Here is a 12,581-nt window from a genome sequence, read left to right on the forward strand (position 1 = left end):
ATCGGAGTTATATCATTAAAATTAGTTAAAAATATAAATTACAATGGTTATAAACATAAAACACCTAGCAATAATAATGGACGGAAATGCTCGTTGGGCAGAAAGACATAATTTGCCGAAGGCAGAAGGTCACCGAGTCGGAGCCAATAAAATTCGCGAGTTATTGCCAGAGCTTATTAACCTTAGGGTGCCTTATGTAACCTTATATACTTTTTCTTCAGAAAATTGGCAACGATCAAAATCTGAGATATCTTTTTTAATGAAATTATTAACTGGGTATTTAACAGAAGAAATAGCTTCTCTTCATAAAAATGGAGTCAGAATAAAAGTAATAGGCCGGCTTGAACGTCTAAGTTCGGATTTGCAAGCCCAGATAAAAGATGCAATAGAATTAACGAAATACAATAATAAAATAACGGTATGTATAGCTTTTAGCTATGGTAGTCGTGATGAGATAATCGATGCCTGTCAAAAACTTATAGTTAACGGTAAAAAAGAAATCACCGAAAATGATTTTAAAAATGCTCTTTATGATCCCGCAATGCCTGATGTAGATTTATTATTACGCCCAGGCGGAGTTTTTCGTATTAGTAATTTTTTACTGTGGCAAGCCGCTTACGCTGAATTATATTTTTCTCCTAAATATTGGCCTGATTTCAATAGAGATGATATAGTAGAGGCATTAAATGACTATTCACAAAGAAAAAGGACTTTTGGCAAAAGATGAAACCATAACGGCATCGTCATTGCGAGGAGGCATTTATGCCGACGAAGCAATCTTATGAAATTTAAGAGAGATTGCCACGTCGGGACTACGTCCCTCCTCGCAATGACGGGGTTTTTCCTAAAATACTAAACAAATATTACTATGTTATTAAGAATTTTATCTGCACTGGTTCTAGGACCAGTATTTATTATTGCTATATTATGGCTAAAACCGTTATTTTATGTTTTAATGGTATTAGTTGCCATAGGTATGCTATGCGAGTGGTATGATATGACGAAATCATCACTGACATATTTGTTAATGGGGCTAATAATTATTCCCTTGCCTATTATTTCGCTGACATTATTACAAGCTAAAGGTAATAATGAATATTTGATATTACTTTTTTTTGTTATTATTTGGTCGGTTGATACCTTTGCCATGATCGGGGGTAAAACTATTAAAGGCGCAAAGTTAGCTCCTAAAATTAGTCCTAATAAAACATGGAGCGGTCTAATTGGCGGGGTAATATCAGCAGGAACTATTACTGTGCTTGTCAGTGTAGCCTTTGGTTTTCATATTAAGAATTTATTTATAATAAGCTGCGCTTTAGCATTAACGGCGCAATTAAGTGATCTATTTGTTTCGTATTTTAAACGAAAATTTAATATTAAGGACAGCGGCATTATAATACCTGGGCATGGGGGTGTGTTAGACCGCTTTGATAGTATAATTTTAACAAGCCCAATATTATTGTTTTTACATATTTATGACTATTTTTAATTTTATATTAAATAATAACTCCAAAAAATTGATATTTAATATATCGTTAGCCTTATTACTTGGCTATTTTGTTTTTCACTCAATTTATGGTAATAAAGGTATTATTGCTTATTTAAGGGTGAATCAGCAACTTGAAAAGGCATATACAGAGTTAAAGGCCTTAAGAGCTGAAAGAGTCGAAATTGAACATAACGTAAAATTATTAAGACCCGAATCACTGGATAAAGACATGCTGGATGAACAAGCAAGAAAGGTTTTAGGTATAGCCTCTCCTAATGAAAAAGTATTTACAACAAAAAATTGAAAGGAATTATGGCTATTACGATTTATCAACACGACCTTCCAGATGATTTTCATCTTGAGGGAGATTTAGCAATAGATACCGAAACTATGGGATTAAATCTTCATAGAGATAATTTATGTTTATTACAGTTAAGTAATGGCAACGGTGATGCTCATCTTATAAATTTTATTAATAAAAATTATGCTGCTCCTAATTTAAAAAAATTATTATTAGATAAAAATAGATGTAAAATATTTCATTTTGCCAGATTTGATTTGGCAGCAATAAAGAAATATTTACAAATTGATCTAGAGAATATTTTTTGCACTAAAATATCGTCAAAATTGGTAAGAACTTATACCGAAAGTCATGGCCTCAAAGACCTATGCCGAGAGCTACTTTCTCTACAACTTTCTAAACAGCAACAATCTTCATATTGGGGGGCTGAACAGTTATCTAATGAGCAAAAAGAATATGCCGCTAAAGACGTGCTTTACTTACATCAATTAAGAGATATTTTACAAAAAATGCTCATCGCCGAGAATAGACTTGAAATAGCTAAAAATATCTTTAATTTTCTACCAACTAGAGCAAATTTAGATTTATTAGGCTGGAGCGAGATCGATATTTTTGCACATTAAGATTATGTATTCCTAGGCTCTGTGAACAAAATTTAAGTTATTTATATTTTAAGAGATTTTTTAGTAAAAATTAATAAGATTTTTGTAGGAATAGTTATTCATATTTCAAAAAAATCTTATAATTTGCAGCAAAAAAGAACTAAAATAGATTAATTTAAATTTTGTTCACAGAGCCTACTCATTACAAAAAATATCCTCATTGCGAGAAGAGACGTAGTCTCGACGCGGCAATCTAGACAAAAAATGTCATAAGGTTATTATTTTTAGATTGCCACGCACTCTTCGAGTGCTCGCAATGACACAGGGGGGTTAGGAAATATAATTATTATCCCCGTTCTCTATTATTTCCTGTTGTACCTTTTGTATTAGGAGTAATGGATGGATGAGAGATCGGTATTTCACCTGTTTTCTTTACTGCCTCTTCCTGCTTATGAGACGGTGGACTAAATAATACTTTATCAAATCCAACAGGATTAACTTTACGAAGCTCTGCACGTTCTTTTGAATTAATTTCTTTAGAAGGTTTTGACGTAATAATCTCTAAATCTTTTAATTTATCCTTATTTTGTTCAATAAATTTTGATAACCCTACTCCTAATTGTTTTTCTGATATAGCATTTGAAAAAATTTTATCATTAATTTCTGTCTCAGCATATTTATCACTTTTTAAAACATGCTCACTAGCAATTTTCGCTAGCTTTTCTGCCAAATAATCTTTTCGCGTAAAAATTGATTTAAACTTTTCCCACCGTGAAGTTCCCTGAGCATTTACTGTTTTTAATTCCTTTGCTATCACCGCATTATTCTCAGATAAATAGGCAGTATCCAAGGTAGCTAATACCGGCATTAAAGTTTTAGTAACTTTTTTATTATCTATTTTGGATTTGTTTATTATAGTAACACATTGTTCTAAGGTTTTTCCTATTTCTTTATTTATATTTAGTTTTTCAATGATTTGATCTGTGGTTTTGGTAACAGCTTTTCTAAGTTCTTCTAACTTTTCTAATGGTATTTCATCTGTATTTAATTTTGATTTTTTACTTTTATCCCCTAGAGTAATATATTTTTCATATTCTGCTAGCTTTTCTAGAGAAAAAGCGGGTTTATTATCTTTAAGAATCTTCATAGCTATTTTAATTATTTCTTTAGCATATTGATCTTTTGGTATATTTTTGCCGTTTACTTCAACTAAAGCTTTTTTAACAGCTGCTACAGGAATACTTAAAATTTCTGCTTTATCTACTACTCCTTCATAACCTAAGTCATCATAAGGTCCACCTGCACTCAGAGGTAGTATAAAACCTTTCAACGCTGCTTCTGTTTTTGATAAATTCAGTTTAAGTTTACCTTTTTCTTCTTCGTTAACCTCTAGTTTAATAGATTGTTCTAAACTATTATTTATATTATTAACCAGTTTTTGAATTTTATCATTTGATAATATTTTATTAATTGTAGAGGCCCCTAATCCTTCAATTGTACTAATAATATAGTCATTAGAGCGAATATGCTTTTCAATAAGATCATTAATGAATTCTGTATTTTTAATTAAAGTATTTATTCTTCCAGGCAGATTTTTTATATCCTGTATTTGGCCTTCAATTTTAGCAATGTTCTTATTATCTAGCATATTATTTTCCTTAGCTTATAATTAATATTACCTTATTATACAAATCAAAAGTTAAAAAGAAAATTTATTATGATAAGGATAATATTTTTTTGTTGAGGAAGTTCGGATAATGATTTCTTCAGGGATTTCAGCAAGGAATCTGGATGGTGATGATCTAACTATTTCAAAGAATATTTTTCGGCTTTCGGCAAAGGTAATATATAACTCTTTTTTTGCTCTGGTAATACCAACATAAGCAATGCGGCGCTCTTCTTCAACCCCTTTTTCACCGTCTTCATTAAGTGTTCTTTGATGAGGGAATACTCCTTCCTCCCAGCCCGGTAAAAATACTACATCAAACTCTAAACCTTTAGCAGAATGAAGAGTCATTATAGTTACAGAACCACCAAAATTGGTTTCTAGTACTTCATTTTCCATTACTAAACTAGAATGTTCGATAAAATCATGAATATCGTTAAAGTCTGCTATGGCTCTTAGCATTTCATTGATATTTTCAATGCGCCCTAGAGCTTCGTCGGTTTTTTCCTCTTTCAGCATATCAAGATAGCCTGATTCTTCCAATATAGCTTTCGTAACATCTAGAGGGCTTTCCGCATTATATCTTGCTTGCCAGTGTTCTATCTTGTTAACTAGATCGTTTAAACTATCATATAATTTAGCTTTAAACTCTCCATTTTGTAACATTTCTTTAATAGCCGTGAAAACAGAAATGTTAAGGTCTATAGCATAAGTTTTTATACGGCTTACTGTTGTTGCTCCAATTGATCGCCTTGGAACATTAATAATACGCTCTAAAGCTAAATTATCATTATGATTTAACGTAATTCTTATATAAGCGAGCAAATCTCGTATTTCCATCCGTTCATAAAATCTAAGGCCGCCGATAATTTTATACGGCATCGCACTATTTATAAATGCTTCTTCAAAACTACGAGTTTGAAAGCCGGCACGAACCAATATTGCTACGTTACTGGCGTTGTATTTTCCTTCTCTAATCAATTTATCTATTTCAGAAGCAATAAATCTTGATTCCTCTTTATCGCTCCAACATGAGACGACTTTAATTTTTTCTCCGCTATCTTTATCAGTCCATAGCGTTTTACTATGACGATTTTTATTATTGTTAATAACATTAGAAGCTGCAGCAAGAATCGGCAAAGTTGAACGATAATTTTGCTCTAATTTAATAATTGTGGCATTAGAAAAATCTTTTTCAAAACGTAATATATTCCCCACTTCCGCGCCGCGCCAGCCATAAATAGATTGATCGTCATCGCCGACACAACAAATATTTTTAGAATGACTCGCAAGCATCCGCGCCCATAAATACTGCACTACGTTAGTATCTTGATACTCATCAATTAGAATATATTTATATTTATCTTGATAATATCTTAATATATCAGGGTTTTTTATAAAAAGTTCATTATTGTAAAGTAATAAATCACCGAAATCTACCACATTTGAAAGAAGTAAGCCCCGTTGATATTCTTCATAGACAAGCTTCGCTACTCGTTGAATAGGAAGAGTGACATCCGAAGTTGATAATTTAGAAGGTAATAACCCTTGATCTTTCCAGCGTGAAATTATGACATGCAAGAGCTTAGGAGCATATTTTTTTACGTCAATATCTTTTTGTTTAACGATATCCTTAACTAATTTCATCTGATCATCATGATTGATAATCGTAAATCTACTAGTTAAAGATAAATTTAAATGCTCTGCTTGCTCCCGAAGTATTTTTGCCGCCATCGAATGAAAAGTACCGATATTAAGACCATAACAGCTAATTAAACTGTTAACTCGCTCAGCCATTTCTTTAGCAGCTTTATTAGTAAAAGTAACGGCTAAAATATTTTGCGGTTCTGCTAGATTCTTATAAACAATATTAGCTATCCGAGAGGTTAATACTTTCGTCTTCCCCGTCCCTGCCCCGGCAAGTAGAAGAAGTGGCCCTTCGGTATGAAGAGCCGCTTTACGTTGCTGTTCGTTAAGAGAATCGAGAAAATTGTGTTTGTCGAACATCCTTGACGTTATTCCTGTAAATTTATATATTTTGTATTCAGATATTCAAATATTCCTTCAAATGAGCCTTCTACGCCAAAACCAGAGGCTTTACGTCCGGCAAAAGGCGCTTTAGCGCTTGCGGGCAGTGGTGCATTAATTGATACCATACCAAAATCTAGCCTAGAAGCAACTATATTTGCCTGACTTATATCTTTTAAATATATATAGCTCTGTAAACCATACTCGGTGCTATTAGCTCTTTCTATAACTTCTGCCTCGGTATGAAATTTATAACACGCAACTACTGGCCCAAATATCTCGGTTTTAAAAATATCCATATCATCAGAACAATTAACAATAATAGTAGGCTCTAAAAAATTTCCTTCATCTTTCCCACCGCAAAATAATTTAGCTCCTTTAGCTTGCGCATTTTCCAGTAAACTTTGAATTTTGTCAATAGCAGCTTTATTAATTAAAGGTCCAATATCTGATTGCTCGTTTAAACCATCTCCAGCTTTAAGCTTAGCAAATTTAGCGGTAAAAATTTCTATAAACTGATCATATATTTTTTCTTCAATAAATATTCTATTTGGTGCAGTACAAGATTGTCCACTATTTCTAGTTTTAGCAATTACTAAATCATTCGCTGTTTGTTCTAAATCCGTATCCGCAAATATAATAAAAGGTGCATTACCACCAAGCTCTAAAGAGATACGTTTAACTGTCTGTGCTGAATTTTTATAAAGAATTTTGCCAACATTTGTTGAGCCGGTAAAAGATAATTTGCGGATCCTAAAATCGTCACAAAATATTTTGCCGATAATATCGGAATCACCGGTAATTACATTAAATACTCCCGAAGGTAAACCGGCATCACTTCCAAGCTTTGCCAGTAGCAAGGCAGAAAAAGGCGTGAGACTTGAGGGTTTCAATATCACACTACAACCTGCTGCTATTGCCGGAATAACTTTACGAGTTATCATGGCGTTTGGAAAATTCCATGGAGTAATACATGCAACGGGCCCTATAGGTTCACGTTCGGTAATAATTTTATGATTTTTATTATTACCGGGTTTTATAGTTCCTTGAATGTTATGAATAATATTTGCATACCACTCAACGAATGAAGCACCGTATAAAATTTCATTTTTTGCTTCTTGAAGTATTTTTCCTTGTTCTAAAGTTAATATATAAGCCAGTTCATCAATATTTTCGAGTATTAAACTATGCCATTTTCTTAATATCGATATTCTCTGCTCAAAAGAACTTTGTGACCATAATTTAAAAGTTTCTACAGTATTGTTAATAGCATTATTAATGTCAGGCAAAGCTAAATTTGGTACTGAGCTGATTTGTTGCAAAGTTGAAGGATTAATAACCGGTATTTGCTTTGTAGAAGTTAGCCACTCGCCGTTGATATAGTTTTTTCCTGTAATAGATTCAAGTAAATGCATAGAAACTCCTATTTTATTACCTTGGATTATCGTAAGACATTGTTTATGTCATTCCCGCGAAGGCGGGAATCCATCCTTGCTTGCGTCATGCTGAACTTGTTTCAGCATCTATAATATTTGATCCTAAAACAAATTCAGGAAGACTTTTTGTATTTTTCTAGATTCCCGCCTGCGCGGGAATGACATAAAACAAGTCATATAACAACGGTTTTCAATTCTCGAAAGATGAGTAGTATTATACGCTAAATGATTTTCCACAACCACATTCTGCTTTCTGATTCGGATTAGTAAAGACAAATCCTGATTTAAATTGGCTCTCTACATAATCCATTTCGGTATTTATAAGATACATTAATGCTTTCGGATCGATCAGTATTTTTACGCCTTTGTCTTCAACTATCTCATCAAATTGGTTCTTATCATCGGCATATTCGACATAATAAGAATGTCCAGCACAACCGCCTGATTTTACCCCAACTCTAACACCAAAAGACGGCTTGCTTCGTTTCTCAAGCAATAATTTAACTTGTTTTGCTGCTGCTTCAGTTAATGCAATAACATTTTTACCCATTATTTTTTTTATTTTTATAATCAGCTATAGCCGCTTTTATTGCATCTTCGGCAAGTAGTGAGCAGTGGAGTTTTACAGGCGGCAACGATAATTCTTTTGCTATTTCAGTATTTTTAATAGTCTCTGCTTCGTCAACTGATCTACCTTTAATCCATTCAGTTACCAAAGAGCTTGAAGAAATAGCAGCTGTACAACCAAATGTTTTAAATTTGGCATCTTCAATAATACCGTTTTCATCAACTTTAATTTGTAATTTCATTACATCTCCGCAAGCCGGCGCACCGACAAGCCCCGTACCGACATTTTTATCTCCTTTATCAAGAGCACCGACATTACGGGGATTTTCATAATGATCAATCACTTTCGGGCTATATGCCATTGTTATTCTCCTTTATAATTCAAATTTTATAGGATACTCGAATGATTTTGAAAATTGAATTTTATTTTGAGGGGTGAGTGAGCGGAGAGTACACTTACGTACGTGAGCACACGAATCCCTAATAAAATGAAAGAGCAATTTTTAAAAGCAGAAAAGTATCAATGTGTTGCCCATTTTATTTTAGCTAAATCCACCCCCTCCTGCATCATTTCCCAAAGAGGGCTTAGCTCCCGTAACTTACTGATTTTTTCGGTTATTAACTTTACTGCATAATCAACTTCTTCTTCAGTTGTAAATCTTCCTATACCAAACCTGATAGAAGTATGGGCCAGTTCTTCACCGATTCCCATAGATCTTAAAACATATGACGGCTCCAGGGAAGCTGAAGTACAGGCAGAACCTGAAGAAACCGCTAAATCCTTAATACCGACTATAGTAGATTCACCTTCAACTCCTGCAAAACTTAAATTTAAATTACCTTTATATCTTTTATCTTTATCGCCGTTCAAATGCACATCCGAAATATTTTTATTTATATTATTTAAAAATCTTTCAAATAAATAATTTACATGTTCAAGGTCTTTATGCATTTCATTTAACGCTATTTCCGCAGCAACGCCAAGCCCGACAATTAACGGCGTCGGAAGTGTTCCGGAACGCATGCCTCTTTCTTGCCCACCGCCATTTATTAGCGGTGTTAACCTTACTCGTGGCTTTTTCCTAACATATAACGCTCCGATACCTTTGGGCCCATAAATTTTATGCCCGGAAATACTTGCAAGGTCAATATTACATTCATTAACGTCAATCGGAATTTTACCAAACCCTTGGGCGATATCCGAGTGAAAAAATATACCTTTTTCTCGACAAATTGCCCCTATTTCCTTTAAGGGCTGAATAACACCAATCTCGTTATTAACTGCCATTACTGATATTAATACAGTTTGATCAGTAATATTATTTTTTAACACTTCTAAATCTATTAAGCCATTTGTTTGAATCGGTAAATAGGTAACTTTAATCCCTTCCTGCTCTAAATGCCTACAGGCATCAAGAACGCATTTATGTTCGCTGGCAACAGTAATAATATGATTTTTCTTGCCGCCATAAAACTTAGCAATACCTTTGATAGCTAAATTATTAGATTCGGTTGCACCAGAAGTAAAAATAATTTCCTTAGCCTCACCTCCTATAAGCGTTGCTACCTGCTTTCTTGCATTTTCTATAGCTTCCTCAGCTTCCCAACCAAAAGAATGACTACGTGAATGAGGATTGCCGAATTTAGTAGTAAAATAAGGAATCATTGCCTCCATTACCCTTGGATCTATCGGGGTAGTAGCCTGATAATCCATATAAATTAGACTTTTTGTATAACTTGCTTCTAAGGGTAATTTGTATGTCAAGCCGGTACTCGCATCCTCACGTACACTAGAGTACGCTGCGGTGCTGCGTTCCGTGTTTCCTTCAAATTCCTCCTTATTAGCTACGCTATGCAAGAAGTCTATTGTCGATTTTCCTGTTTCGCTCATATTAATTCCTGGTTGTAAATTTCTTCAAATGCTTCAATAAAAATTTTAATGTCTTGTTGTGTTTGGTTATGGCTTAATGATATTCTAATAGAAGAGCTTATTTCATCCTCGTTTAAACCCATAGCATTTAGAACATGCGATTTAGATACCTTACCTGATGAGCAAGCAGAGCCGGAACTAACATAAACACCTCTTAAATCAAAAGCTATTAATTTTGTTTGTGCATCGGTTTTAGGTACTATAATTAATGAGGTATTAGGTAACCTTAAGACACTTTGCCCTATTATTTTTACGTTTTTATATTTACTTAAGTATTTCTCTAGTAACTCCTGTAACTCTTTCATTTTCTTACATCTATCTGCTATTTCAGTTGTTACTATTTCGGCAGCAAGACCAAAACAAGCGATTGCTAAAACATTTTCTGTACCGGAACGCATATTTTTCTCTTGCCCACCACCGATTGTTAGCGGAGTTAGTGAATTTTTCGAGCTAGCAATTAATGCACTACTACCAAATCCTGCTCCTATTTTATGTCCTGAAATTGTACAAAAATCGAGCCCTAAGCTTTTGATATTTATAGGTATCCTGCCTAATCCTTGCACGCAGTCACTATGTAAAGCAGCACCGTATTTCTTAGTAATCTTGCTTATGGCGGCTATATCCTGAATAACACCAGTCTCATTGTTAGCAAGCATTATTGAAACGAGTTTTTTATTATTATTACTTTGAGATAACAGCTTTTCCAGCTCTTCTAAATTAATAATACCTTCATTGTCAACCTTTATTATTTTAATATTAGGAGCATATTTTATATGAGTATAAATTGATAAATGTTCAATAGCGGCAATAAAAATATCCCCGTCATAATAATTTTTCATTATTAAATTATTGCTTTCTGTACCTGAAGAAGTAAAAATAATTTCATATTCTCTTAAGTTTATCACTATCCCGACAGAGTTTGCTATTTGCTCTCGCGCTTTTTCTATTATTTTTTTTCCTAATCGCCCTTGTGTATGAATAGAGGAAGGATTTAAACCTCCTTCCATTAAACTCAACATTAATTCTTTAACTTTCGGCTCGGTAAAACTGGTAGCGTTATGGTCTAAATATAACATAATTATTTAATTACAGCATCATTCAAAAAGCTTGATACAAGCGAATTTTCGGTATTCACCTATGCTCACGTACAACTAGTACGCTGCGCAGACTCTCCCTTAAATTCATCTTGCCTGAAGCTTTCTAAATTTAGCTGAACATCCTTTATTGATATATTTTCAAGATAATCACGAATATGATTGGTAAGTCCTTTCCATAATTTATGCGAATTACATTTTATTGTATTAGGCACACAACTTTTAACTGATTTTTTATAACATGTAGTCATTATAATATTTTCATTAACAGCATCCATGATATCAAAAATTTTTATTTCATGTAAATTACCAGCTAGAATATATCCTCCTTTCGGTCCTTTAATTGACTTTACTAAATTAGCTTTTTTAAGCTTGGCAAAAATTTGCTCTAAATAACTAACCGGTATATTCTGCTTTAAAGAAATCTCGGCTAGAGTAATCGGCTTATCGGTTAACCTTGATGCCATATCCAAAATAGCCATTACTGCATATCTGCCTTTTGTTGTTAGCATCATATACTGCTCTTCTTTTAAAAGTTATTTTTATCTTAAACTATAATACCATAGTAATTTAGTCAAGTATTTTGATATAAATCTATTTACTAAAAATCTTATAATTAGAAGTATAGAAAAAACTAAAATAGACTAATTTAAATTTTGTTCACAGAACCTGAATTACTTTTAAAATTAAGTTTGTTAATAGTCTCTACTATAAATAACTTTTAAAAACTCCTTTTTTATAATAGGATATTATTATATACGTATATCTTTTTAATATTTTTCAGAGTAAATAATCAATGTCCGCTCAAATAATCGAGTTATTAATTTTTGCAGGTATCGCTTTTTTTATTATTAATAAGCTAATTACTACGCTGGGTTCTACTTCCGATGACGATCCCACTAAACATAAATCATATTTTGGGGAGCCGACTGTTAAAGACGTCACTTCTACTTCAAGCAATTCAAATGATTCTGCTAGGAAAAACCAACCCGTCATTAAGGATTTAAAAGCGTTAGAAGGCTTGATAGTCGAGCAAAATCTAACACCGGTTTTCGAGGGTCTGGAAATGCTACAAAAACGTCTTAGATCATTTCAGCCGATTAGTTTTATAAATAATGCTAAAGCAGCATTTCAAATGATTATTGAAGCAATAACTAACAAGCAAAAAGAAGAGTTAGGACAATTGATAGATAAAAGATTTTTAGAAAAATTTGAAGAAATAGCACCTGATTACGGGGATTTTATAGATTCTACAAGTTTAAATGCTCAATTTTCTGAAATTTATATGTTCGGTAATAATGTTTTTATTAAATTATTGTTTCAGGGGAAAAATGTTGTTGATAAACTTGAAAATCTTAAAGAAGAATGGACATTTACCCGTAGCATCAATACAAGCGACGTAGATTGGTTTTTAAGTAACGTCGAAAGGGTGTAGCTTTTGTCATCCGTGGCTTGAATCGGTGTTGCC

Annotated in this window: 13 protein-coding genes; 5 read left to right on the plus strand and 8 right to left on the minus strand. The window is 33.1% G+C overall.

Going from position 1 to position 12,581, the window contains the following annotated elements; translation table 11 throughout:
• Positions 1-43 precede the first annotated feature (43 nt).
• The 4 genes from uppS (at position 44) to OTR29_RS05090 (ending at position 2,413) form a co-directional block, all read left to right on the plus strand.
• Positions 44-727 (plus strand): polyprenyl diphosphate synthase, encoded by a 684-nt coding sequence (uppS, locus tag OTR29_RS05075; RefSeq protein ID WP_422229655.1) that lies wholly within the window; start codon positions 44-46, stop codon positions 725-727.
• A 141-nt stretch (positions 728-868) separates the two neighbouring features.
• The gene (locus OTR29_RS05080; RefSeq protein ID WP_422229657.1) at positions 869-1,489 is read left to right on the plus strand and encodes a phosphatidate cytidylyltransferase; all 621 of its coding nucleotides are present in this window, start codon (positions 869-871) and stop codon (positions 1,487-1,489) included.
• Positions 1,476-1,793, plus strand: a complete 318-nt coding sequence (locus tag OTR29_RS05085; protein ID WP_422229659.1) for an FtsB family cell division protein — start codon at positions 1,476-1,478, stop codon at positions 1,791-1,793. Before OTR29_RS05080 ends, OTR29_RS05085 begins: the two co-directional genes overlap by 14 nt.
• 8 nt (positions 1,794-1,801) lie before the next feature.
• Positions 1,802-2,413 carry a ribonuclease D gene (locus tag OTR29_RS05090; protein ID WP_422229661.1) on the plus strand — a complete coding sequence of 204 codons (612 nt, stop codon included), beginning with the start codon at positions 1,802-1,804 and terminating at the stop codon, positions 2,411-2,413.
• A gap of 325 nt (positions 2,414-2,738) precedes the next feature.
• Here the strand turns inward: OTR29_RS05090 and OTR29_RS05095 are convergent, their stop codons facing one another.
• The 8 genes from OTR29_RS05095 to OTR29_RS05130 form a co-directional block, all read right to left on the minus strand.
• Complete coding sequence (locus tag OTR29_RS05095; protein ID WP_422229663.1) at positions 2,739-4,040, minus strand: hypothetical protein; 1,302 nt, start codon at positions 4,038-4,040, stop codon at positions 2,739-2,741.
• Positions 4,041-4,091: 51 nt separating this feature from the next.
• The gene (gene pcrA / locus OTR29_RS05100) at positions 4,092-6,065 is read right to left on the minus strand and encodes a DNA helicase PcrA (RefSeq protein WP_422229665.1); all 1,974 of its coding nucleotides are present in this window, start codon (positions 6,063-6,065) and stop codon (positions 4,092-4,094) included.
• 8 nt (positions 6,066-6,073) lie between these two features.
• The gene (locus OTR29_RS05105) at positions 6,074-7,501 is read right to left on the minus strand and encodes an NAD-dependent succinate-semialdehyde dehydrogenase (RefSeq protein ID WP_422229667.1); all 1,428 of its coding nucleotides are present in this window, start codon (positions 7,499-7,501) and stop codon (positions 6,074-6,076) included.
• Positions 7,502-7,736: 235 nt separating this feature from the next.
• Positions 7,737-8,072 (minus strand): HesB/IscA family protein, encoded by a 336-nt coding sequence (locus OTR29_RS05110; protein ID WP_422229669.1) that lies wholly within the window; start codon positions 8,070-8,072, stop codon positions 7,737-7,739.
• A complete protein-coding gene (gene iscU / locus OTR29_RS05115; protein ID WP_422229671.1) occupies positions 8,065-8,451 on the minus strand; it encodes a Fe-S cluster assembly scaffold IscU in 387 nt (128 codons plus the stop codon). The genes OTR29_RS05110 and iscU overlap by 8 nt, the downstream gene beginning before the upstream one ends.
• 158 nt (positions 8,452-8,609) lie before the next feature.
• Positions 8,610-9,980 (minus strand): IscS subfamily cysteine desulfurase, encoded by a 1,371-nt coding sequence (locus OTR29_RS05120; RefSeq protein WP_422229673.1) that lies wholly within the window; start codon positions 9,978-9,980, stop codon positions 8,610-8,612.
• The gene (locus OTR29_RS05125) at positions 9,977-11,095 is read right to left on the minus strand and encodes a cysteine desulfurase family protein (protein WP_422229675.1); all 1,119 of its coding nucleotides are present in this window, start codon (positions 11,093-11,095) and stop codon (positions 9,977-9,979) included. Before OTR29_RS05125 ends, OTR29_RS05120 begins: the two co-directional genes overlap by 4 nt.
• 65 nt (positions 11,096-11,160) lie before the next feature.
• The gene (locus OTR29_RS05130) at positions 11,161-11,628 is read right to left on the minus strand and encodes an Rrf2 family transcriptional regulator (RefSeq protein ID WP_422229677.1); all 468 of its coding nucleotides are present in this window, start codon (positions 11,626-11,628) and stop codon (positions 11,161-11,163) included.
• A 281-nt stretch (positions 11,629-11,909) separates the two neighbouring features.
• On the opposite strand from OTR29_RS05130, the gene OTR29_RS05135 reads away from it, so the two are divergent.
• Positions 11,910-12,548, plus strand: coding sequence for a Tim44/TimA family putative adaptor protein (locus tag OTR29_RS05135; RefSeq protein ID WP_422229679.1), 639 nt, complete (start codon positions 11,910-11,912; stop codon positions 12,546-12,548).
• Positions 12,549-12,581: the final 33 nt, after the last annotated feature.

It is taken from the genome of Rickettsia endosymbiont of Halotydeus destructor (assembly GCF_049278075.1).
In the GTDB taxonomy this organism is placed as follows: domain Bacteria; phylum Pseudomonadota; class Alphaproteobacteria; order Rickettsiales; family Rickettsiaceae; genus Rickettsia.